We start from the raw sequence: 20,525 nt of genomic DNA on the forward strand, positions 1-20,525 counted from the left end.
CGTGAAGACCGTCGCGATCACCGGTGCGAGCGCCGGCGTCGGCCGCGCGACCGCCCATGCCTTTGCGCGGCTCGGCGCGAACGTCGCGCTGCTGGCACGCGATCCGCGCGCGCTGGACGACACTGCATCCGAAGTGCGCGCGTTCACCGCCGAAGCGCGCCGCACCGGCGCCGAGGCGGGGCTCGGCGCGTCGCGCGCGCTTGCGTTCGCCGCGGTCGTCGCGGTGCTCGCGGCGGGTTTCGTCGCCGCGCGCAAGCTGGACCGGTGAGCGCGATGTTGATCGAGGACTACGCGCTGATCGGCGACGGCCGCAGTGCCGCGCTCGTCGCGCGCGACGGCAGCATCGACTGGCTGTGCTGGCCGGACTTCGACTCGCCGCCATGCTTCGCCGCGCTCGTCGGCACGCCCGACAACGGCCGTTTCCGCATTGCGCCGCGCGAGCCGGATGCACGTGCGGCGCGCCGCTATCTGCCCGGCACCGCGATTCTCGAGACGACTTTCGAAACGTCGTCGGGTTGCATCGTGATCCTCGACTGGATGAGCTGGAATACGGCCGATCCGTGCCTGGTCCGCAGCGTGCGCGGCGAGCGCGGCACGGTCGAGTTCGACGTCGATCTCGGCGTGCGCTTCGACTACGGCCACGCGCTGCCGTGGTGCCGCCCGTTCGGCCGGCGCTGGCGGATGATGACGGGCGGCGATGCGATGTGGCTCGATACCGAGATGCAGCTCGACGTGCAGGACGACCGGCTCGTCGGCACGCAGCGCATCACGGCGGGCGAGCGCGTGGATTTCGCGATCAGCTACGCGCGTTCGTACGACCGGCCGCCGGCCGTGCCGGACGCCTACGCATCGGTGCGCGACACGCAGTCGTTCTGGCGCGGCTGGGTGAATTGCAACACGGCGGAAGGTCCGTATCGCGACGCGGTCGAGCGCGCGCTGATCACGGTGAAGCTGCTGTCGAGCGTGCGCACCGGCGGCATCGTCGCGGCGCCGACCAGTTCGCTGCCCGAGCGTTTCGGCGGCCAGCGCAACTGGGATTACCGGTTCTGCTGGCTGCGCGACGCGAGTTTCACGCTCCGCGCGCTGGTGCGCTGCGGGTATCGCGAAGAGGCCGCGCGCTGGCGCGACTGGCTGGTGCGAGCGATCGCCGACCATCCGTCGCAATTGCAGGTGCTGTATGCGGCCGACGGCGGCCGGCGCGCGGCGGAATGGACTGCCGCTCATCTGGCCGGCTACGAAGGTGCGCAACCGGTGCGCTTCGGCAACGCGGCGGCCGAGCAGCTGCAGCTCGACGTGTACGGCGAGGTGCTGGGCGCGCTCTACCATGCGCGCCGGCACGGGTTGCCGCCCGACGACGACGCGTGGATGCTCGAGCGGCGGCTGATCGAGCATCTCGCGACGGTCTGGCGCGAACCCGACGAAGGGATCTGGGAAGTGCGCAGCGGCCGGCACCTGTTCACGTCGTCGAAGGTGATGATCTGGGCGGCGGTCGAAAGCGCGTACCGCTCGGCGCGCGCGTTCGGTTATCACGCGCCGCTCGACGTGTGGCGGCGCTGGGCCGATGCGATTCGCGCGGAAGTGCTCGCACGCGGTTACCACGAGAAACTCGGCCGCTTCGTCGAGCGCTACGACGGCGAAGGGCTCGACGTGAGCCTGCTGCTGATTCCGCTGACGGGCATGCTCGACGCGTCCGATCCCCGCGTGGCCGGCACGGTTGCCGCGATCGAACGGGAATTGCTGGAGGACGGGCTGCCGTTCCGCTACCGGCCGCAGCCTTTCAACGACGGCTGCGAAGGCGACGAAGGCGTGTTCGTCGCGGCCGGTTTCTGGCTCGCGCAGGTCTACCGGATGCAGGGCCGCGACGACGACGCGCGCGCGCTGTTCGAGCGGCTGCTGGGCCTGCGCAACGACGTCGGGCTGCTGGCCGAGGAATACGACGTGAAGGCGCAGCGCATGTGCGGAAATTTCCCGTTCACGCTCGCGCAGGTCGGGTTGATCAACGTGGCGCTCGCGCTGCAGGGCGACGGAAGCGACGACGTCGATATCGGCTGACGCGCTGACGCGCTGCCGCGCACGGGACGCGACGGGCGGCACCGCGAGCGCGCGGTGCCGTGCCCGTGCCGCCCGTCATCCGCTACGACGCTTTCTTGCCTGCCTTGGCGCCGCGCGCAGGCGATCGTCGTGCGCGGCGCTGCCCGGCGCTCACGCAAGGCGCGTGCCGCGCGGTCGCGTCGGGCACGGGCATTGCATGCTGGTGTTGCAAGCACAAGGCAAGCAATCCGGAGTGCCGCGATGGCACTTTCCGACGCACCGGCGATCGACGACATGCGCGCCCGCGCATACCGCGTGCCGACCGTCCGGCCCGAAGCCGACGGCACCTACGGATGGCGCGCGCCGACGATCGTCGTCGTCGAGGTCGACGCGGGGCCCGTGACGGGGCTCGGCTATACGTACACCGACGCGAGCGCCGCGCCGCTCGACGGCTGGCGCGGCGAACACATCCGCGCGTGCAAGATCAAGATCGGCGCACAGGATGCGCGCGATCCATCGCGCGTGCGACGCACATGCGCGCGCACGATGGCGGTAGGCGAGCTCGGTCCGCCGCGCGGCGTGCGTCTGCCGTTCAACCTTCGAGGAGTCACGACATGGATCTGTTCACTCGCCGCCCGATGCGCACGTCCCGGCACTGCGCGGCATGCGCGCTGCTGGTCGCGGCCATTGCCGCGCTGCCGGCGTGGGGCCAGTTGCGCCCGCCCACCCCCATGGCCGTGCCCGAAACACCGACTCAAGCGTACAAGCGCGCGGACCACAGGATGATGGAAGCGATGGAAACCGCACCGTACACCGGCGACGCCGATCGCGATTTCGTCGCGCACATGATGCCGCACCATCAGGGCGCGATCGACATGGCGCGGGCCGAGCTGAAATACGGCAAGGACCCGACGCTGCGCAAGCTCGCGAGCCGCATCATCGCCGCGCAGCGCGACGAGATCGCGCTGATGGAGCGCTGGCAGAGGGAGCACGCCGCGGCGCCGTGAGCGCCGGCTAGGGGGCGGTTGCGTGTCACCGGGGGGTACGTTGCAGCGTCCGCGCGGATCGCGCAGGCATGACCGATGATTGGCGCGGCGTTTCCGCTTTCCGGATCTAGACGGCACCTCCAAATCGCAACTAACGGTCAGCCACGTTATCGCCCTCGACTCGGATGCGCACGTATCGCCGTGACACGTGTTGCCTCGACGCGGATCCAAGAACCTGCTCCCACCCACGCCGGCAGCGCGGCAACGGCCGCGACCGGCAGTGCGCATGCCGCGCAGTGCCGGGACGTGCGCATCGGGCGGCGAGTGGGCGGTGGGCGGAACCCTCACGGTGCGATTAGCGCCCCGTCGCGCGCCGCGCACGCGGGCCGTCCTGCGCCGCACCATCCGTCCGTGCCGGCCGGCCGCCGGCCGCGGAATTTTCAAGCGCTTGTCATTTCGCTCGTCAATTCGATCGCGCGGTTGCCGGGCAAGGCGACCAGGATGCCGCCCAGGCGGACGCGCGGCAGCGGCGTACGGACGAGGAACGGCACATGCTGCTCGTGACCACGAAGCCCGGCGGTTCCGGGTATCTCGACTACGGTGCTCCCATGACTTCCAGAACGCGTTCGAACAATCCGTTGTTGAATCTTGCGGTGGCCGTTGCGTGCGGCGCGGCGGCGATGTACTTCTTCGATCCGGCGTCGGGCCGGCGGCGGCGCGCCTACGTGCGCGACAAGGCCGCGGCGAGCCGGCACGGTGTGCTCGACTATGCGAATACGCAGGCGAAGCGTGCGGCCGACCACGCGCGCGGCGCGATCGCGGGCCTGCGCGCCGACTGGCTCGCGGGTGACGCGGACGACGTGGTGGTCGCCGAACGCGTACGCGCCGCGCTGGGCCATCTGGTCGGGCGTACGCGCGACGTCGACGTGACCGTCGCGCACGGGCATGTGCGCTTGAGCGGGCAGGTGGAGGAAGCGGAACGGCATGCTATCGTCGACGGCGTGGCTGCGGTGCATGGCGTGAAGACCGTCGAGGACGCGATGGGCGCGCGCAGCGAATACAAGGCGCCGCCCGGCGGCCCGGTGCACTGACGGCGGCATCGGCCTCGCGCCGGCGGGCGCGGTGAACGAAGCACGACACGAATCCGGCGCATGCGCGGCTGCCGCAACGACGGCTGCGCGGCGCCCCATCCGGAGAACAGCTGATGACCGATCGCCCATCCCCCGGCACGCCGCCTCCCGCACCGGAACCCGACGCGCACCACGCGCTCGAAAGCCTGCTCGGCAGCCTGCACCGGCACGGCTTCCTGCGCTTCGCGAACGAGGTCGTCAGCGCGAATGCGCAGATGGCCGAGACGTTCGTCGGCGCGTTCGACAAGCCCGGCACGCAAATCGGTGTGCAGAACCTTGCGGCGCTCATGATGGCGCTGTCGCGCATTCCGCCCGAGCAGTTCGGTAAGGCCGTGTTCGCGGCCGCCGATGCGATGCATCACATCGGCGCGTGGAAGCCGGCCGAGCATGAACACGTCGCGCCCGGCGTGCGCGGCGCATACCGGCTGTTGCACGACGAAGCGCTGTGGGACGCGCTGACGCCACTGCTCGAAGGGTTGAAGGTGTTCGCGCAAGGCCTCGCGCGCGAACCGTACGATCCGGCGGGTCCGTCGGTCAGCGAGCGGCCGACCGACGCGTGACGGCGGCGCGTTCGCGCGGCGCGCTGTTCATGTGAGTCCGTTCCCTGTCGGAACAGGCACGGATACGCCCGCGTCGCGCATCAGACATGCGCCGGTCGACGCGGCCCGCGCAATAGCTGCATCGGCCGCATCGGCTCCATCGGCTCCATCGGCTCCATCGGCCGCACTGCGGCGGCCGGCGCGGGGCATCGCGATTACCGGCCCGCGCGCGAAAACAGCAGCGAATCGGCGTCGTTGAAGCGGATCCGTACCGGATCGGCATACCCGGCCTTCTCCGCGACGCGGATCGACGCGACGTTGGTCGGCGCGATCAGGCATACGCTGCGTTCGAACCGGTTCTGCGCATCGAGCCAGCCGAGCGCGTGCGACAGCGCTTCGGTCGCGTAGCCTTTGCCGTGCGCCCAGCTCGCGAGTGCCCAACCGGCTTCCGGCATGCCGCGAATCGACGGGTCGACCGCGCGGTGGAAGTCGGCGAAGCCGAGATCGCCGACGTAGCGGCCCGATGCCTTCTCGCGAATCGCCCAGTAGCCGTAGCCGAGCAGCGGCCACAGTCCGCGATACGCGAGCATCCGCATCCACGAGTCGCGCGGCGCGGACGGTTCGCCGTTGAAGATGTGCGCGACGACGGTCGGCTCGGCCCACATCGCGGCGAGCGCGTCGAAGTCGCCGAGCGGATGGCCTTCGAGTATCAGGCGGGGAGTGTCGAGAACCGGCGGAGACATGACGGGCGGCAGGGCGCTGAATGTCATTCGGGCATTCCATGTGGAAGGGGCAGGGAAGGCGGGGCCATGCGCCGCGCCAGGGTCCCGTACGATACCGCGGAAACCGCGGTGCGGCTGCCCATCCCTGCCTGCTTCGGGGAATGCGATCGCATCGAGCGGAGGCCGTCGCCGACGTCCGCGGCTGGCGGCACGGTCAGGTCGCACGACGAGATCGCGGCCTGACCGTGGCGCAGGGCGCTCGACGAATGCGCGTCGATCGCCGGCAGCGTGTTGCGAAACTCGGGCGCGGCGGGTTGTCGGCGGACGGCGTCACGGAGGACATCGACACGCCCGTGTGCTTCGCATGAAGCGGCATCGCGCCCGCGCCGGCCGTTCCTACTTGCGGCTCTTCAAGAAGCTGCGGCCGTGCGCGGTGATCGACGCACCGGAGCGGCTGTTCGTCGCATGGCTGACGAAGCCCGCGCCGACGAGTTCCTGTTCGACCGACCAGCCGAGCGCCGGCGCATCGCGTCCGTAGCGCACATCGGCGAGGCGCTCGAGCGCCCAGATTGCGGAGGCCGACAGGTTGGGGGTGTTGGACATGACGTTGTCGTTCATCGCTTCCTCGGAGAGTGGTGATTCAGGGTGAACGGCACGAGGCCGTGGGGTCGGGCGACGTGGTGTCAACCCGCCTGCAGCAAAGGCAGCAGCGCGTGGAGCGCCGCTTCCTCGTCGGGACCGGTGGCGAGCACCTGCGCGGACGTGCCGCCATGCATCTGCAGCGCCGCGATGGCCGTCGCGTCCTTCGCGCTGCCGCTGAGCCCGTTGGCGAGCAGCAGGATGTCGCTCTTGAAGCGGTGTGCCGCCGCGACGATCGCGTCGCGCGACGCAATTGCGCGGCCGCGGTTCCATGCGGGGCCGATTTCAACGTAGACGACGGTTGCCACGATGCGGATCAGTCCCGGAGAAGGTCGCTGGAACGGCGCGCAACGGCCGGCCGGCAGGCACGGGACATGGCTTCCCGATGGGGCGCCGGGCATTGCGCGCCCGACACCGGAGCATCATTCATCTCGAACATGTCGACATCCTCAGCGAAACCGCCATCAAGTCCGGCGAATGATCGAAAGTAGACGATTATAATACGACAACTGAATTATGTGTATTGCATTATAATGCCGTGTGCATAACGGCCGGCCCGTCGCTCTGTCGACGGGCCGTTGCGATGCGCGGTCCGGGCCACGCGCTGCGTGCCCGGCATTTTTTTTCGATTGACCCGAACTCCCACCGAATGGAAGCTGCAATGAACGCCGCCCCCGCCTGCCCGCAATGCGCGATGGAAAACACCTACCCGGACGGCACGCTGACCGTGTGCGCGGACTGCGGCCATGAATGGTCGGCCGGTGCCGGCGCCGACGCTGGCGACGAACCCGCGGGCGACATCGTCAAGGACGCGAACGGCAACGTGCTGTCGGACGGCGATTCGGTCGTACTGATCAAGGACTTGCGCGTGAAGGGCTCGTCGATCACGTTGAAGATGGGCACCAAGGTCAAGAGCATCCGGCTCGTCGGCGGCGATCACGAAGTCGATTGCAAGACCGACATGGGCGGCTTCATGCTGAAGGCCTGCTACCTGAAGAAGGTCTGACCGCGCGCGGTTCGACCGACTCTCCGATTACCCAGGCTGCCGAGCATGAGCGAGGATCGAATTTCCTATGACGCATTCCTGCGGTTTCTGGCGATGCCGTTGAACGACGGCCGTCCGTTCGTGCTCGAGACAAAGCACACGGTCTCGCTGCACTTCGACCACTTCGGCACGCAGAGCTTCATGTCGCTGAAGGATCCGGTCCGGCTCGAACTCGGCTATACGCGCGTGATGATGGGTTTCCTGCTGCTGCAGCCTGCGCCCGCGCGCATCTGCATGATCGGGCTCGGCGGCGGATCGCTGGCGAAGTACTGCTATCGCCACCTGCCCGATACGGCGATCGACGCGGTCGAGATCAACCCGGACGTGATCGCGCTGCGCGACGTGTTCAGGATTCCGCAAGACGACGCACGCTTTGCCGTGATCTGCGCGGATGGCGCGGACTACATCGACAGGCCGGACGTGCAGGCGGACGTGATCCTGCACGACGCGTTCGTCGCCGACGGCATGCCGGGCCGCTGCACGGGCACCGCCTTTTTCGACGCGTGCCGTGCGCGGCTGAGCGAAACGGGCGTGCTCGCGATCAACTTCATGGACGACGATCCGGCGTTGCCGCGGCATCTCGAGCAATTGCGCGAGGTGTTCGACGATTCGTATGCGCTGCTGCCGTGCGGCGACGACAACAACTTCATCGCGTTCGCGTGGAAGAACGGCAACCCGCTGCCGTCGCTGCGCACCCTGCTCGAACGCGCGCTGGGGTTCGCGTCGGCCGGCGAGCTCAAGCTGTCGCCCACTGCCCGGCGCATGAAGGAAGGGGAGTGCATCGCTCCCGAGCGGCTCGTCTGGCGCGCGCGTGAACATGCACGATGGGAAATCTGCACCTGAGCGCGGCGCGCCGGCTCGTGCGCGTTACTTCATCCGCTTGCCGAGCGCGCTCTTCGTCTTGTACGTGACGCCGTGCTTGTCGAGATACTCGCGGATCAACTGACGCACGACTTGCGACGGCGTGAGATCCTGCTCCGCGCAGAGCATTTCGAACGCTTCTTTCTTGGCGGGATCGATCAGGACGGTCAGGCGGGCGGTTTTCGTTTCCATCGTGCGGCAGGGGTCGATATGTTAATCAAATTATAATGCATCCGCTTTCGCGCCAGAGCCGAATGCGCCGTTGCAGCGTGCGCGCCGGCTCAACGCCGGCGTTCGAGCCACGCAAGCAGGTCGTCGATCAGCGGCATCGCCGCGAGCATCACGAGCAGGCAGGCGAGCGGCACGGTCGCCACGTAGCCGACATGCTTGAAGCCGATCGCGCCGGCGAGCCCGCCGACGAAGAACGACGCGAGCATCGTCGCGTGAATCCTCAGTTTCGAACGGTTGGCGATCACCGCGTGCGCGTCCACGTCGACGGCCGAGCGATTCCAGTAGAACAGCTTGCCGAGCTCGATGCCGAGGTCGGTCACGATGCCGGTCACGTGTGTCGTGCGGATTTCCGCGCCTGACAGCTTCGTGATCGTCGCGTTCTGCAGACCCATGATGAAGCACAGCAGCGTGACCGTGACCGGCACGAAGAACGTTTCCCACAGCGCGAGATGGCTGCCGAGCAGCCCGAACAGGAGCAGCAGCGCGGCTTCGACCAGCAGTGGCAGCACGAACTGGCTCTGCAGGCCGCGGCGGCGCCCCCAGTTGACGAGGATCGCCGAGCAGCTGGCGCCGATCAGGAACGACGCCAGCGAACTGATGCCGGCCAGCGCGAGCTGGATGTCGCCGAGCGCCGTCTGGTCGGCGATCGCCGACACGATGCCGCTCATGTGCGACGTGTATTGCTTGACCGCCAGGTAGCCGCCGGCGTTGGCCGCGCCTGCGACGAAGGCCAGCGAAAAGCCGAGCTGACGGTTCGCGGTCGCGCTGCGGTGTTTTCCGGTGAGGCTTCGAAAGTACTGCGCTGGCATAGGGTACGCTCAATCGCCCGGATGGCGGGCACGGACAGGACGACCGACACCGGTGCGAGGCGGCCGCGCGGGCCACCGGCAAAGGGGGCCGGGTTGCTCGAATCATCTGCAAGACATGATAATGACATTATCATACTCTGTTAGCTGAATTGGGCTTTAAGTACAATGTCGGCAGGACGCTGCCGGCCGCGGCTTGCCCGGGCGGCTGCCGGTTCCATACGGCCCGCGTGCGCCGTCCATGCGGCGTTGTTTCGCCGCTATTTCCCCGCTACTTCGCCGTTACGTCGATATCCGCCTCATGACCCCGATCAAGTTCGTTCTCCGCTATACGGCGATTCCTTTCGCTGCCATCGTGGCCGTCGTGGTGTGGGCCGTCGTGCCGTCGTCGAAGGAGATCGACGCGCGGCAATATGCGGCGCTGTCGCGCGGATACGCGAGCTTTCCGCTACCGTTTCGACATGAGATCTCGCAAGCGCTGGACCAGGGGCGCATCAGCGACCGGCGTTACCAGACGCTCGTGCGCGATTCGCTGAGCAATGGCGTGGCACTGGACTGGCCGGCGTCGGGTGTGGCCGACGTCGCTGCCGAGCGGCAAAGATTGACTGAACTGCTGAAGGCCGATTCGGGCCTGGAGGAGCATCAACGATGAAGATTGCGCTGGTTTCGGTGGCGTTCGCGCTGATTATCGGAAGCCTGATTTTCGCGCTGTATTTCATGAATCACGACCGCGGCAGGAGCAAGCGGATGGCGTGGTCGCTCGCGGCGCGTGTCGGATTGTCGATCACGCTGTTCCTGTCGCTGCTGATCGCGTACCGGCTCGGGTGGATTGAGCCGACGGGGCTGCCGATCGGCAGGTGAGGCTCGTGCGTGCCGGCCACATCTGACGTGGTTCGGTGCGCTTGAGTTTTGATCGATAATCGAGGCATTGTGATAAGAATACTTATCCTGATGGATCGAAACAAAAACACCTCGGCATCAACGAGCGGCGTCTCAGGCGCGGAGCGCTCTCCGTAGCGAATACCGACAATTGGATCGGCGGGAGAACCGCCACGCCGTCAACTCGCCGCCCCCGCATCACCTTGCCGGCGCCACGCCCGCGGCGCCATCGCGAACCGTTCGCGGAACGCTCGGCTGAAATGCGACATGTCGTTGAATCCCCAGCGCAACGCGATGTCGGACACACGCAGCACCCCGCATTGCGGATTCGCGAGATCTTCCGCGCACCGTTCGAGCCGCAGGTTCCAGATGTAGCGCATCAGCGAGGTGTTTTCCGCCTCGAACAGCTTGTTGATGTACCGCGACGATATCCCGGTCGCCTGCTCGACCATCGTGGGGTTCAATTTCGGGTCGCGCAGATGTTCGAGCAGGTGCCGTTTCACGCGCGTGAGCGTCAGCGCCTTCATCCGCGACTGCGCGACGTCGTTGCGCTGCAGGCTCCCGAGTGTCATCGCGATCAGCGAGATTGCGGTATCCGACAACTGCAGCATCTCGTCCTCGGACACGTGGCGGATCTGCGACGACATCTGTTCGAGAAACCCGCGCATCACGTAGCCGACGCCTTGCCCGGTCGGCATCGGGCAAGCGGTACGATGCTCCATCCCGACGACGAGCTGGTTGAGCGTCGTGCGCGGAATGCTGACGACGATTTCGCGCCACGACTGGCCGAACTGCAGGTGATGCGGCCTGGTCGCGTCGTACACCGCGAAATCGCCCGGACGCAGTGTGACGATCTTGCCGTCCTGTTCGACCGATTGGCTACCCTCGAGCATCAGTACCGCGAAATACTTGTCCTCGTACTCGCTACGCGCCTGACGAAAGCGCCGGGTCACCGCCTGCTCGCTGGCGTGGATATCCGAGATCCGCAGCTTGTCGCACTTGCGCTGCCGCACCCGGCCAAAGAAATCGTCTTTCTGGACAGCCGCGATCTGCACATCCGCAAACAGGCGCAGGATCATCTCGCGCCAGAATTCGATGCGCTGGCTGACAGAGCCGTCGGTCGCGACCTCGATTGACGAACGCGTCCATTCGAACGGCGCACCGCCTGACGCGAGGCTAAAGGCCTCGCTACCGGGGAAGGGAGGGATCGAAGGTGTTGTCATGATCGTGCCCCACATGGATGAGCAAACGGCAGCGAGTAGCGTGCCCGTTCAAAAACGCGTTGTCCAACCAGGTCGACAGCTTGCGCCGCGTTGCCCGCCGACGCGACACGGGTGCGCCGACGGGCCCGGCTCATTATGCGAACGTCGCCTGGCGCCAGTCGGACGACTGTTCATACGCATAGGCGCACCGGTAGATCGTTGCCTCGTCGAAGCGACGCCCGACCAGTTGCAGTCCGATCGGTAGATCTTCCGCGATCCCGCAGGGAAGCGACATTGCCGGATGTCCGGATACGTCGAACGGTGCCGTATTCGCGAGCATCTCGAACGCGCGCGTCAGCGATTCGGACATCGCGCAACCGGGCTCCGGCAGTTTCGACGCGCGTAACGGCACGGTCGGCATCAACAAAAGATCATACGATTGCAGGGCCGTGTCGTAATCCGCACGCAGCCGCCGTGCGAGGTTCTGGCACTTCGCGTAATAACGGCCGCGATACCGGCTCGTGAAATATTCTCCGAGCAGCATCGTCACCTTGACGGTATCCGGCAGCTCGTCGGCACGCTCGCGCCAGCCCGCGTGATGATCGATCATGCCAGTCACGTACAGACCGCCCCAGTTGAAGCCGTGGCTGTTGCCCTTCATCATCTGCTGAGTCGCGCCTTCGGCCGCGATCGGCAGCCAGATCGCCATTCCGGCCGCATGCAACGGCACCGATACCTCGTCGACGTTCGCGCCAAGCTGGCGCAACCGGTGCGCGGCGACGAGCACGGCCTCATCGACGACCGCCTCCGAATTCGCGAGTCCAAACCCTTCGCGCAGGATTCCGATCCGCAGGCCGGCTATGCCGTCCCGGATCGAACCGAGATAGTCGGCGCGCGGCGGCAGCGCCCGCTGGCGCGGATCAAGCCCGTCGTCACCGGCGATCACGTCGAGCAGCAGCGCGTTGTCGAGCACGTTGCTCGTCATCGGCCCGAGGTGGTCGACGGTCGCCTCGATTGGCATTGCGCCGGTATACGGGACCAGGCCGTGCGTCGGCTTCATTCCGTAGACACCACAATACGCGGACGGAATCCGCACCGAGCCGCCCTGGTCGCTGCCGAGCGCCATGTCGACTTCGCCGCTCGCGATCAGCGCACCGCTGCCGGACGACGAACCGCCGGCCGAATGTCCGGCCTTGCGCGGATTAAGCACGGGCCCGGACGCGCTTGTATGCGAGCCGCCGGAAAAGCAGTAGTACTCGCAGGTCGACTTGCCGGCAATCGTCGCGCCGGCGTCGAGCATCCGCGTGACGACAGTCGCGTCGACGTCGGGCACGTAACCCTCGAACGTGCTCGCGCCGTTGCGCATCGGCACGCCGCCGACGCAGATGTTGTCTTTCACGGCCACGGTCTTGCCGCGCAGCTTGCCGTCGGCGGCGCCGTGGATCGTGCTCTTGCGCGCCCACGCGCCATAACGGTTCTCGTCGCCTTCCGGGCGGTAGCCCGGCGTGCGCGGATACGCGATGGCCGGCAGATAGTCGGGCAGCGCGTCGATCGCGTCGTACGCGTCGAAATTCGCTTGCAGCGCGTCGTCGTAATCGGCGAGCTGCCGGGCATCGACATGAAAGCCGAAGCCGGCTGCGATGTCGGAAAGTTGTTCGCGGGTCGGGCGTTTGATGGCCATCGACATTCTCCAGTTCGGTAAGGCGGCGCCGCTTGAACTGCGCGGCGCCGGCACGATTCAGCGGGCGACGGCGTCGCGCATCATCCCGGTTTTCGGATGACAGTTCACGTATTCGTAGACCTGATGTTTCGCGTCGAATACGGACACCTCGTGATACAGCCGCAGCTTCGACAGCCCGGTGACGACGCGAAAGAACGTGACGAAGATCCGAAGATGCGTCGGATGCGACTCTGCCCATCGCTCGAGGCGGTCGAGCGAGCGCCAGTGGCCGATGTTGTAGCTCTCGTCGAGCAGATTGCCGTCGAGATCGATCGACCGCACGTAGCGGTTGCTATAGCAGCCGACGTCGACGCCGTTGTCGCGCAGGAACTCCATCCCGCTGCGAAGCGTCGGCTCGATCTCGTCGAGATACAGCCGGCGTTCGTCGTCTTCGGCCGCACGCCAGTCCTGCCCGGAACGGATCAGCGCGATGTTGTCGTGCGCCAGCACGACCACGCGGCCGCCGCGTGCCGGATCACCCGCGACGATCCGTAATTCGCCGTCCGCATTCATCCAGTCGGTTTGCGAGATCGGGAACCGGTCGCGCATCGATCCCCAGTAACCATGTTCCTCGATCTCGCCACTGACGCCGTCCATGATCGCTCCGACACCGGGAAAATCGTCCGTGAACGCGTACAGCGTCTCGAACTGCTCCGCGCGCGGCGCGACGATCTCGCGGAAGTAGCCGATGCCGTCTGCCAGTCGCGCGTCGGAGGCCCACCATTCAGCGACCGCCGGCGAGACGATCCAGCGCGCGTATGCGTCAGGGTCGCGCCAATAGCCGACGGCGATCAGATTCTCGTAGCCCTCGTTGTCGGTGTGCTGCGTCAGATCATGATTGCCCGGACCGTCCGGTGCATCGAAATCGGCGACGATCCGGCGCAGCGCGGCCAGTGCGGCGGAGCGCTGGTCGGCGCCGCGATACTGCACGCCGAAATAACCCATCACGACCTGGCTCAGGTCTTCGGACGCACGCGCGACGTACATCGGGAACGGCGGCTGGTAATCGTCGGCGACACGGCGTGACAGCGTGCGCGGGCAGACCAGGTGTTTATCGATTGCGGATTCCATGCATGGCCTCATTGGAAAGGGATTCGGGTGTCGACGAGTCAACCGTCGGTAAAGTGAATCCATATGCGCCGGAAGCTGAATCCGGCGCCGGCTCATCGTCAGAAAATGTGTGCGTAACGCAGGCCGACGAGCAGGCTGTTCTTCGGCCCGTTGCGCACGCTCAGGTCGGTGCCGAGCTGGATCTGTACCTGGTCGGCCTTCGTCACGAACTTCGACGCCGTCAGCCGCATCCGCGTCGTGCGCAGCGCGTCATGGCCATCGACACCGTCGACGCTCGTTTCGCCACCCCAAAATTGCGTGATCCCTAAGCCGAGCGATGTGCCTGGATCAGGCATGTAGCGAACCATCGCCTGCGCGCTGTAGCTCATCCGCTGATGCAGCGTCGCACCGCTTGCGCCATACGACGTGTTGTTGCCGTACCAGATCGCGTCGCCGACGAGATCGAGCGCCCACTGCGCCGAGAAATGCTTCACGTACGCAGCCTGGAAGTCGAGCGACCAGCGGTTCGCGCCGAGATTCAGGCCGCGGTTCTGGTCGTAGCTTCCGGTCGGCGCATACAGGTAGACGGTCGCGGCGATCACGTCCTTCGCTTCGTTCAGGCGGAATTTCAGCGGCGCGGTCAGAATCACGTCGCCGACGCCGGTCGTGCTGCCGAGCGCGCTCGCATTGCCGAAGCCGCTCACGTGGCCGAACGGCAGCAGCACCTGCGGATCGATCGTCAGCCGGTCGGTAAGCTGGAATACGTGCAGCAGGCGCGCGATGCCGATGTTCGACTGCAGGTCGAAATCCGGCGTCTTGCTGCCGTTCGCGTAGTACGCGTTCGTCGCCGAATAGTTGTAATACAGCACGCCGATCGTCGCGCCGGCCGGGTACTGCTCGTAGTCGCCCGGATCGACCTCGACCGCGCCCGCGTAATGCGACGCGACTACCAGCAGCGATGCGCCGATCCAGTGCGCGATTCGCTTCAGTTTCATTCTGTTGACGTTGTCCATCATGCCCCTTGCCTGGATGCGCAGATACCATCGCGTCCGATGTGCGACGAACGCGCGCCGTTGCCGGACGCCGGAGTCGTGGTGTGCTGCACGCTGTTATCCCTCGGCGCATCGGGTGCGCCGACGATTCGCGACACCGAACCGCCGTCGCTTGATGGTGAGAATAGGGAGGCAAAATCCGCGATTCTGTTTTCCGGCGGAACAAGAAATTGGCTGGGGCGGGCCTCTGCCGCCGATGCCATGCAGTCGCAACAAAGGCAGGTGTCGGATCCGTCTCAGCACAGTTTCCGATCCGTGCCGGCAAAGAACCGCGCTTTTTCTCTTCTTACCCTAGTCGTCGAGCGTGACCGATACGACGTGTCCGCGCCCCGCCAGGGAAGCAGCGGCGTGGCGGCGGTCAACCCGAACCACCACGAGGAGCCCCACGATGAGCGCGAACCACTCTGCAGAAACAGCATCGACGCCCGGCGAACGCGCCTGGGCGCTGTTTCGCGTGATGAAAGAGAAAAACCTGATCCCGGATGGCTATATCGAAGGCCTGACGGAACTGATGTCGACGGCCTGGGACCCGGCCAACGGCGCGCGGATCGTCGCGCGTGCATGGGCCGATCCGGAGTTTCGCGAGCTGCTGTTGAAGGACGGTACCGCCGCGTGTGCGCAGTTCGGCTACACCGGCCCGCAGGGCGAATACATCGTCGCGCTTGAAGATACGCCGACGCTGAAGAACGTGATCGTCTGCAGCCTGTGCTCGTGCACGAACTGGCCGGTGCTTGGGCTGCCGCCCGAGTGGTACAAGGGTTTCGAATACCGTGCGCGGCTCGTCCGCGAGGGGCGTACGGTGCTGCGCGAACTCGGTACCGACTTGCCCGACGACGTCGTCGTGAAGGTCTGGGACACGACGGCCGAAAGCCGCTACCTGGTGCTGCCCGTGCGGCCCGTCGGCACCGAGCACATGACCGAGGAACAACTGCGAACGCTTGTCACGAAGGACGTGCTGATCGGCGTCGCGCTGCCGCGCGCGAGCTGATCCGCGCCGCATTCCCTTATCGACCTTCATTTCGGAGATCACAGATGGACGGCTTTCACGACCTCGGCGGATTCCAGGGCTTCGGCCGGGTGCCGCACACGATCAACAGCCTCGGCTACAAGCCGGTCTTCAAGGAAGACTGGGAACATCTCGCATACAGCTTGATGTTCGTCGGTGTCGATCAATTGAAAAAGTTCAGCGTCGACGAAGTGCGTCACGCGGTCGAACGGATCGACGTGCGCCAGCATGTCGGCACGCGCTACTACGAGCGCTACGTGATCGCGACCGCGACGCTGCTCGTCGAAACCGGCGTGCTGACGCAGGACGAACTCGACCGCGCGCTCGGTTCGCACTTCCGGCTCGCGAACCCGGCGCACTCCGTCGGCCGAGCGGCGCCTGTCGGCCCGATGCGGTTCGAGGTCGGCGATCGCGTGGTCGTGCGCGACGAATACGTGAGCGGACACATCCGGGCACCGGGCTACGTGCGAGGAAAGGCAGGCGTCGTGCTGCACCGGACGACCGAATCGTGGCCGTTCCCGGACGCGATCGGCCACGGCGACACCGGCGCCGCGCATCAGCCGACCTATCACGTCGAATTCCGCGTGAGGGATCTGTGGGGTGACGCCGCCGACGACGGTTATGTCGTGGCCGACCTGTTCGAAGGCTACCTGGATCGCGCGCCGGAGACGCGCGCATGAATGCGTTGGCGAATCAACCCGCGCTGGCCGGCCCGCCGGCGCGGATTCCGGTGACGGTACTGTCCGGCTTCCTCGGCGCCGGGAAGACGACGCTGCTGAATTACATCCTGCGCAATCGCGCCGGCCTGAAGGTGGCCGTGATCGTCAACGACATGAGCGACGTGAACGTCGACGCCGACGATGTGCGACGCAACGTCGAGCTGCATCGCGGCGTGGACGAGCTGGTCGAGATGAGCAACGGCTGCATCTGTTGCACGCTGCGCGCCGATCTGCTCGATCAGGTCAGCACGCTCGCGCGACAGCAGCGCTTCGATTACCTGCTGATCGAGTCGACTGGAATCTCGGAGCCTATGCCGGTCGCGGAAACGTTCGCGTTCCTCGATCGCGACGGCTTCAGCCTCAGCGAACTCGCGCGGCTCGATACGCTCGTCACGGTAGTCAACGGCGAGACGTTCGAGGACATGATCACGTCGCAAGAACTGGCCTCGAACGGAAGTGAAACCGGGCAGCCACGCAAGCTGTCGGACCTGCTGATCGAACAGGTCGAGTATGCGAACGTCGTCCTCGTCAGCCGATTCGATCGGATCGGCGATGCGGGTTTCGACAGGCTGCGCGCGGTGCTCGCGTCGTTGAATCCATCCGCGCGGATTCTGCCGATGCGTGACGGTGAAATCGATCCGTCGGACGTGCTCGATACCCGGCGCTTTGATTTGCCGGCGCTCGTCGAATCCCCGGGATGGATGCGCCACATGCAGGTCGACGAACGACCGTCGGAATCCGACACATACGGAATCGGATCGTGGGTCTATCGCGAACGTGCGCCGTTTCATCCGGCGCGCCTGCTCGCATGGCTGCGGCGGCCGTGGACCAACGGTCGGCTACTTCGCTGCAAAGGCTATGCGTGGGCTGCGCACCGCCATGAGGAGATCGGCATGCTCGTGCAGACGGGGGGGCGGTTCCAGTGGGGCTACGTGGGCCGCTGGTGGCGATTCGTGCCGCAGTCGGACTGGCCACGCGACGACTATCGCCGCGCCGGCGTGCTGGAAAAATGGGTGGAGCCGGTCGGCGATTGCCGGCAGGAAATCGTGTTCATCGGGCAGTCAATCGATCACGGACGGTTGCGCCGCGAACTCGATGCGTGCCTGTTGACGGTGGAAGAAATCGAGGCGGGACCGGAATCGTGGGCGGAGTTTCCGCAAGCCGACGCGTTCGACGCGCTCGCGGCGATCGAACATCCTCCGCTGCGCTGACGGGAGTCGGCGCCTTCGCGGTGCGCCGCTGAGCGGGTGTTCCGGCGCGGCGCCAGCCGGCGCGGTTTTCCACCCATCCCGGTTCAATCGCGCTTCGGCCGAAGCGCGCGCCCCATCTCAGCGATCGGCATCGCGACGATCGAATTCAGCAACCGCATCTCCCCGGCGTCCGGCCGCGCGATCTCCCGCACTTCGTCGAGCGTCTGCGCGACGTGGCGATCGAGCGGCTCGAGAAAGCGCTGCAGCTCGCTGGCCGCCGCCTTGTCCCTGAGCCCGAGCGCCTGGCCGAATGCGATCAAGGCATCCACATCGATATCGGCAAACCGCGTCGCGTTGCCGAGCGGCATCGTCAGTTCGCAGTGCGGCCAATGATCGCCACGATAGTCGGGCCGGTGCGTCGGCGTGTGATACACGACCGTGCTGACGATGTCGTAGAACGGCGCGAGCCGGTAGCCGCGCGCGTCGACGAAGAACGACAGGTTCTTCAGATGCGCGTCGGCATTGCCGACCACCACGTTGAACACGGTCCAGCGGAACACCGACAGGCGCGCCAGCGCGCGCGTGCTGGTGCGGTCGATCGCGCGGGCGAGCTCCTGCGCATTCGCCCGCTGGTACTTGAAGCCGCGGTCGTAGTTGAGCAGCTGCATCGCGTCGATCGTATGCACGCGCCCGGCCGGCGCCGACGCGACGTCGCGGTCGAAGCGGTCGATCACGTAGCACGCGGACGGCGCGCGCAGGAAGTGCACGTCGGGCACGTCGAGCCCCATCTTCCTCGCGAGCTTCATGCAGAAGAATTCGTTGATCGCCGAGTGCGGGTAGCCGGCCGCGCGCATGTCCGGTTTGAGCAGGTGCATCGACGGCTCGCTGCCGACCGGCTCGTACAGCGTGTAGTCGGGCGCGTCGCCGCGCAGCACCAGCAGTAGCTTCTGTTGCGCGCCGGCCGCCGACATGCGTTTGGGCGCGGTGGCCGTCAGCGCGCGCTCGGGCATCGCCTGGATCCGGCGCTCGAGTTCGTCGAGCGCCAGCGGTTGCAGGCTGCCGGGCGCTTCCCGCTCGCCGTCGGCGAGCAGCGTCAACGCGCCGGCCGATTCGCGCCCGAAGTACGCGAGCAGGCCCCACGCGTCGGCGGCATCGACCTTCGCCTCGCGGGCGAGCGACGTGCGCATGCCTTCCTCGGGCAGCAGGTTGTCGAAGAACCACTGGACGGGGCGATCGGTGGACGTGTCGGTGAAGGTGTCCGCGCGCAGCGCGAACGCCGGCGACAGCGGATACGCGGCCGCGGACGCGAGCCATTGCGGGTCGTACGCGAACGACCAGACACCTTTGTCGTCGGTCAGCGTGCCCATGCGCACGCCGTTGGCGGAGGCGATCAGCGTTCTAGCCGCCATGGCTGCTCCTGCGGCGTTGCGCGGCCTTCAGCGCGGTGGCTTCCGAAATCTCGACCGACGACTCCGCGTACAGGCGCACGCCGAGTTCGCCGAGCAGCAGCATGACCTTGCCGATTTGCGCGGTCGGCTTCCCGGCTTCCACCTGGCTGATGAATTTCGGCGACAGCCCGGTCGCGTTCGCGAGTTCGTCGCGCGTGAACCCCTGCTGGAGCCGCGTCGCGCGGATGAGGTGGGCGAGCGCGCCGATCGTGTCGACGGACTGGGACTCCGACATGACGTTCTCCGTGCTTCGTATCTGATCGGGAACAGTATTGCACAACTCGCCGGCCCGGGCATCATTTCGTATCCGTTCAGGAACGAAGATGCGTTTACGGCAATCGGCACGTCATTTCGTACCCGATCGGGAACTGCGGGGCGTGCAATCGTCGCGTGAGGCTATGTTCGTATCCGATCGGATACGCAGAGAATGTGATTCGGCGTCGCGCACCGCACGCGCGAACGGGCGCGAACCTTGCGCCCCGCCAGCGTCGTCCGCGGTCGTATCGCGACGCATCTCGCATGACGATGTGCATGGAGGCGCGCATGGAGCCGATGCCGGTCGTACTTCACTGGAACGAGGTCCTCGTCAGGATCGCGCTGGCGCTCGTCGCGGGCGGGCTGGTCGGCCTCGATCGCAGCGAATCCGGCAAGACGGCCGGGCTGCGCACGACGATCCTCGTCTGCCTCGCCGCGTGCCTGTCGATGCTGCAGGTGAATGCGCTGCTGCTGCAGGCCGGCAAGCCGGACGGCGCGTTTGCGACGATCGACCCGATGCGGCTGCCGCTCGGCATCCTGACCGGCATGGGTTTCATCGGCGGCGGCGCCATCCTGCATCGCGACGGTCTCGTATCCGGCGTGACCACGGCAGCGACGCTGTGGTTCGTCACGGTCATCGGACTGTGCATCGGCGGCGGCCAGCTGTCGCTCGGCGCGCTCGGGCTGGTGCTCGCACTCCTGGTCGTGTGGCCACTGCGGCTGGTCGAGCAGCGCCTGCGCAGCGTCAGGACTGCGCGGGTCACGGTCGAATACGAACTCGGCTCGACGGCGCACGATCGGCTGACGAGCGGGCTGCACGCCGCGGGATTCACGTGCCGCACGCGCGGCTTTCACGAAACGGTCGCGCGTGCGCTGCGCGAGGAGGAACTGCTCGTGCAGTGGCGCGAACCGACCAACACCGATGTGATGCTGCCGCAATTGATCCGGACGCTGGAGTCGGCCGGCCTGACATCGGTCCGCTGTTCATCGGAGAACTGAGCCGCGCGCCGCCGC

General features: G+C 66.6%; 23 protein-coding genes and 2 pseudogenes. 14 read left to right on the plus strand and 11 right to left on the minus strand.

Going from position 1 to position 20,525, the window contains the following annotated elements; translation table 11 throughout:
• Position 1: 1 nt before the first annotated feature.
• The 6 genes and pseudogenes from LMA02_RS32615 to LMA02_RS32640 form a co-directional block, all read left to right on the plus strand.
• Positions 2 to 157: pseudogene (locus LMA02_RS32615) on the plus strand (SDR family NAD(P)-dependent oxidoreductase); the annotation flags it as partial.
• 116 nt (positions 158 to 273) lie between these two features.
• On the plus strand, positions 274 to 2,052 hold the full coding sequence (locus tag LMA02_RS32620; RefSeq protein WP_228910784.1) for a glycoside hydrolase family 15 protein: 1,779 nt from the start codon (positions 274 to 276) through the stop codon (positions 2,050 to 2,052).
• A 240-nt stretch (positions 2,053 to 2,292) separates the two neighbouring features.
• A pseudogene (locus LMA02_RS32625) lies at positions 2,293 to 2,478 on the plus strand (mandelate racemase); the annotation flags it as partial.
• Between the two features lie 167 nt (positions 2,479 to 2,645).
• The gene (locus tag LMA02_RS32630; RefSeq protein ID WP_228910785.1) at positions 2,646 to 3,038 is read left to right on the plus strand and encodes a DUF305 domain-containing protein; all 393 of its coding nucleotides are present in this window, start codon (positions 2,646 to 2,648) and stop codon (positions 3,036 to 3,038) included.
• Between the two features lie 587 nt (positions 3,039 to 3,625).
• Positions 3,626 to 4,108, plus strand: coding sequence for a BON domain-containing protein (locus tag LMA02_RS32635; protein WP_324251336.1), 483 nt, complete (start codon positions 3,626 to 3,628; stop codon positions 4,106 to 4,108).
• Positions 4,109 to 4,221: 113 nt separating this feature from the next.
• On the plus strand, positions 4,222 to 4,707 hold the full coding sequence (locus LMA02_RS32640; protein ID WP_228910787.1) for a DUF1641 domain-containing protein: 486 nt from the start codon (positions 4,222 to 4,224) through the stop codon (positions 4,705 to 4,707).
• A gap of 194 nt (positions 4,708 to 4,901) precedes the next feature.
• On the opposite strand, the gene LMA02_RS32645 is transcribed toward LMA02_RS32640, so the two are convergent.
• From LMA02_RS32645 to LMA02_RS32655, 3 genes are all read right to left on the minus strand, one after another.
• Positions 4,902 to 5,456, minus strand: a complete 555-nt coding sequence (locus LMA02_RS32645; protein WP_228910788.1) for a GNAT family N-acetyltransferase — start codon at positions 5,454 to 5,456, stop codon at positions 4,902 to 4,904.
• A gap of 348 nt (positions 5,457 to 5,804) precedes the next feature.
• Positions 5,805 to 6,026: a hypothetical protein gene (locus tag LMA02_RS32650; protein WP_228910789.1), complete on the minus strand. Its 222-nt coding sequence runs from the start codon at positions 6,024 to 6,026 to the stop codon at positions 5,805 to 5,807.
• 65 nt (positions 6,027 to 6,091) lie between these two features.
• The gene (locus tag LMA02_RS32655) at positions 6,092 to 6,355 is read right to left on the minus strand and encodes an HPr family phosphocarrier protein (protein ID WP_228910790.1); all 264 of its coding nucleotides are present in this window, start codon (positions 6,353 to 6,355) and stop codon (positions 6,092 to 6,094) included.
• 353 nt (positions 6,356 to 6,708) lie between these two features.
• On the opposite strand from LMA02_RS32655, the gene LMA02_RS32660 reads away from it, so the two are divergent.
• Positions 6,709 to 7,053, plus strand: a complete 345-nt coding sequence (locus LMA02_RS32660) for a zinc ribbon domain-containing protein YjdM (protein ID WP_228910791.1) — start codon at positions 6,709 to 6,711, stop codon at positions 7,051 to 7,053.
• 45 nt (positions 7,054 to 7,098) lie between these two features.
• The gene (locus tag LMA02_RS32665; protein WP_228910792.1) at positions 7,099 to 7,935 is read left to right on the plus strand and encodes a spermidine synthase; all 837 of its coding nucleotides are present in this window, start codon (positions 7,099 to 7,101) and stop codon (positions 7,933 to 7,935) included.
• Positions 7,936 to 7,959: 24 nt separating this feature from the next.
• On the opposite strand, the gene LMA02_RS32670 is transcribed toward LMA02_RS32665, so the two are convergent.
• On the minus strand, positions 7,960 to 8,145 hold the full coding sequence (locus LMA02_RS32670; protein WP_006752901.1) for a ribbon-helix-helix protein, CopG family: 186 nt from the start codon (positions 8,143 to 8,145) through the stop codon (positions 7,960 to 7,962).
• 89 nt (positions 8,146 to 8,234) lie between these two features.
• Positions 8,235 to 8,993: a YoaK family protein gene (locus tag LMA02_RS32675; RefSeq protein WP_228910793.1), complete on the minus strand. Its 759-nt coding sequence runs from the start codon at positions 8,991 to 8,993 to the stop codon at positions 8,235 to 8,237.
• A 298-nt stretch (positions 8,994 to 9,291) separates the two neighbouring features.
• Between LMA02_RS32675 and LMA02_RS32680 the strand changes: the two genes are divergently transcribed.
• Both LMA02_RS32680 and LMA02_RS32685 read left to right on the plus strand, forming a co-directional pair.
• Complete coding sequence (locus tag LMA02_RS32680; RefSeq protein WP_228910794.1) at positions 9,292 to 9,642, plus strand: hypothetical protein; 351 nt, start codon at positions 9,292 to 9,294, stop codon at positions 9,640 to 9,642.
• Positions 9,639 to 9,851 (plus strand): twin transmembrane helix small protein, encoded by a 213-nt coding sequence (locus LMA02_RS32685; RefSeq protein ID WP_006752898.1) that lies wholly within the window; start codon positions 9,639 to 9,641, stop codon positions 9,849 to 9,851. The genes LMA02_RS32680 and LMA02_RS32685 overlap by 4 nt, the downstream gene beginning before the upstream one ends.
• Before the next feature lie 197 nt (positions 9,852 to 10,048).
• Here LMA02_RS32685 and LMA02_RS32690 read toward each other — a convergent pair whose 3' ends face one another.
• From LMA02_RS32690 to LMA02_RS32705, 4 genes are all read right to left on the minus strand, one after another.
• Positions 10,049 to 11,092 carry a helix-turn-helix domain-containing protein gene (locus tag LMA02_RS32690; RefSeq protein ID WP_228910795.1) on the minus strand — a complete coding sequence of 348 codons (1,044 nt, stop codon included), beginning with the start codon at positions 11,090 to 11,092 and terminating at the stop codon, positions 10,049 to 10,051.
• Between the two features lie 133 nt (positions 11,093 to 11,225).
• Positions 11,226 to 12,752, minus strand: coding sequence for an amidase (locus tag LMA02_RS32695; RefSeq protein ID WP_228910796.1), 1,527 nt, complete (start codon positions 12,750 to 12,752; stop codon positions 11,226 to 11,228).
• A 57-nt stretch (positions 12,753 to 12,809) separates the two neighbouring features.
• A complete protein-coding gene (locus tag LMA02_RS32700; RefSeq protein ID WP_228910797.1) occupies positions 12,810 to 13,862 on the minus strand; it encodes a phenylacetaldoxime dehydratase family protein in 1,053 nt (350 codons plus the stop codon).
• A gap of 98 nt (positions 13,863 to 13,960) precedes the next feature.
• Positions 13,961 to 14,857 carry a transporter gene (locus tag LMA02_RS32705; RefSeq protein ID WP_324251331.1) on the minus strand — a complete coding sequence of 299 codons (897 nt, stop codon included), beginning with the start codon at positions 14,855 to 14,857 and terminating at the stop codon, positions 13,961 to 13,963.
• Between the two features lie 424 nt (positions 14,858 to 15,281).
• Here LMA02_RS32705 and nthA point away from each other — a divergent pair, with 424 nt between their 5' ends.
• From nthA to LMA02_RS32720, 3 genes are read left to right on the plus strand one after another with little or no spacing between them, the layout of a single operon-like run.
• Positions 15,282 to 15,881, plus strand: a complete 600-nt coding sequence (gene nthA, locus LMA02_RS32710; RefSeq protein WP_228910799.1) for a nitrile hydratase subunit alpha — start codon at positions 15,282 to 15,284, stop codon at positions 15,879 to 15,881.
• A gap of 44 nt (positions 15,882 to 15,925) precedes the next feature.
• Positions 15,926 to 16,579 carry a nitrile hydratase subunit beta gene (nthB, locus tag LMA02_RS32715; protein ID WP_166722647.1) on the plus strand — a complete coding sequence of 218 codons (654 nt, stop codon included), beginning with the start codon at positions 15,926 to 15,928 and terminating at the stop codon, positions 16,577 to 16,579.
• Positions 16,576 to 17,829, plus strand: a complete 1,254-nt coding sequence (locus LMA02_RS32720; RefSeq protein ID WP_228910800.1) for a GTP-binding protein — start codon at positions 16,576 to 16,578, stop codon at positions 17,827 to 17,829. Before nthB ends, LMA02_RS32720 begins: the two co-directional genes overlap by 4 nt.
• 83 nt (positions 17,830 to 17,912) lie before the next feature.
• Here LMA02_RS32720 and LMA02_RS32725 read toward each other — a convergent pair whose 3' ends face one another.
• Entirely contained in the window at positions 17,913 to 19,217 is a 1,305-nt protein-coding gene (locus tag LMA02_RS32725) for a HipA domain-containing protein (RefSeq protein ID WP_228910801.1), read from the minus strand.
• A complete protein-coding gene (locus LMA02_RS32730; RefSeq protein ID WP_006752887.1) occupies positions 19,207 to 19,491 on the minus strand; it encodes a helix-turn-helix domain-containing protein in 285 nt (94 codons plus the stop codon). Before LMA02_RS32730 ends, LMA02_RS32725 begins: the two co-directional genes overlap by 11 nt.
• Before the next feature lie 308 nt (positions 19,492 to 19,799).
• On the opposite strand from LMA02_RS32730, the gene LMA02_RS32735 reads away from it, so the two are divergent.
• Positions 19,800 to 20,510 carry an MgtC/SapB family protein gene (locus LMA02_RS32735; RefSeq protein WP_228910901.1) on the plus strand — a complete coding sequence of 237 codons (711 nt, stop codon included), beginning with the start codon at positions 19,800 to 19,802 and terminating at the stop codon, positions 20,508 to 20,510.
• The last annotated feature ends 15 nt before the right edge of the window (positions 20,511 to 20,525 follow it).

Origin of the sequence: Burkholderia sp. B21-005, from assembly GCF_020843965.1 — a bacterium.
Taxonomy (GTDB): Bacteria; Pseudomonadota; Gammaproteobacteria; order Burkholderiales; family Burkholderiaceae; genus Burkholderia; species Burkholderia ambifaria.

Coding starts and splice junctions, on each gene's coding strand:
- LMA02_RS32690 (WP_228910795.1), bottom strand. CDS start 11,092: ATGACAACACCTTCGATCCCTCCCTTCCCCGGTAGCGAGGCCTTTAGC.
- nthB (WP_166722647.1), top strand. CDS start 15,926: ATGGACGGCTTTCACGACCTCGGCGGATTCCAGGGCTTCGGCCGGGTG.
- LMA02_RS32730 (WP_006752887.1), bottom strand. CDS start 19,491: ATGTCGGAGTCCCAGTCCGTCGACACGATCGGCGCGCTCGCCCACCTC.
- LMA02_RS32685 (WP_006752898.1), top strand. CDS start 9,639: ATGAAGATTGCGCTGGTTTCGGTGGCGTTCGCGCTGATTATCGGAAGC.
- LMA02_RS32720 (WP_228910800.1), top strand. CDS start 16,576: ATGAATGCGTTGGCGAATCAACCCGCGCTGGCCGGCCCGCCGGCGCGG.
- LMA02_RS32660 (WP_228910791.1), top strand. CDS start 6,709: ATGAACGCCGCCCCCGCCTGCCCGCAATGCGCGATGGAAAACACCTAC.
- LMA02_RS32665 (WP_228910792.1), top strand. CDS start 7,099: ATGAGCGAGGATCGAATTTCCTATGACGCATTCCTGCGGTTTCTGGCG.
- LMA02_RS32670 (WP_006752901.1), bottom strand. CDS start 8,145: ATGGAAACGAAAACCGCCCGCCTGACCGTCCTGATCGATCCCGCCAAG.
- nthA (WP_228910799.1), top strand. CDS start 15,282: ATGAGCGCGAACCACTCTGCAGAAACAGCATCGACGCCCGGCGAACGC.
- LMA02_RS32695 (WP_228910796.1), bottom strand. CDS start 12,752: ATGGCCATCAAACGCCCGACCCGCGAACAACTTTCCGACATCGCAGCC.
- LMA02_RS32725 (WP_228910801.1), bottom strand. CDS start 19,217: ATGGCGGCTAGAACGCTGATCGCCTCCGCCAACGGCGTGCGCATGGGC.
- LMA02_RS32650 (WP_228910789.1), bottom strand. CDS start 6,026: ATGAACGACAACGTCATGTCCAACACCCCCAACCTGTCGGCCTCCGCA.
- LMA02_RS32645 (WP_228910788.1), bottom strand. CDS start 5,456: ATGACATTCAGCGCCCTGCCGCCCGTCATGTCTCCGCCGGTTCTCGAC.
- LMA02_RS32630 (WP_228910785.1), top strand. CDS start 2,646: ATGGATCTGTTCACTCGCCGCCCGATGCGCACGTCCCGGCACTGCGCG.
- LMA02_RS32735 (WP_228910901.1), top strand. CDS start 19,800: ATGGAGCCGATGCCGGTCGTACTTCACTGGAACGAGGTCCTCGTCAGG.
- LMA02_RS32640 (WP_228910787.1), top strand. CDS start 4,222: ATGACCGATCGCCCATCCCCCGGCACGCCGCCTCCCGCACCGGAACCC.
- LMA02_RS32705 (WP_324251331.1), bottom strand. CDS start 14,857: ATGATGGACAACGTCAACAGAATGAAACTGAAGCGAATCGCGCACTGG.
- LMA02_RS32635 (WP_324251336.1), top strand. CDS start 3,626: ATGACTTCCAGAACGCGTTCGAACAATCCGTTGTTGAATCTTGCGGTG.
- LMA02_RS32680 (WP_228910794.1), top strand. CDS start 9,292: ATGACCCCGATCAAGTTCGTTCTCCGCTATACGGCGATTCCTTTCGCT.
- LMA02_RS32675 (WP_228910793.1), bottom strand. CDS start 8,993: ATGCCAGCGCAGTACTTTCGAAGCCTCACCGGAAAACACCGCAGCGCG.
- LMA02_RS32620 (WP_228910784.1), top strand. CDS start 274: ATGTTGATCGAGGACTACGCGCTGATCGGCGACGGCCGCAGTGCCGCG.
- LMA02_RS32700 (WP_228910797.1), bottom strand. CDS start 13,862: ATGGAATCCGCAATCGATAAACACCTGGTCTGCCCGCGCACGCTGTCA.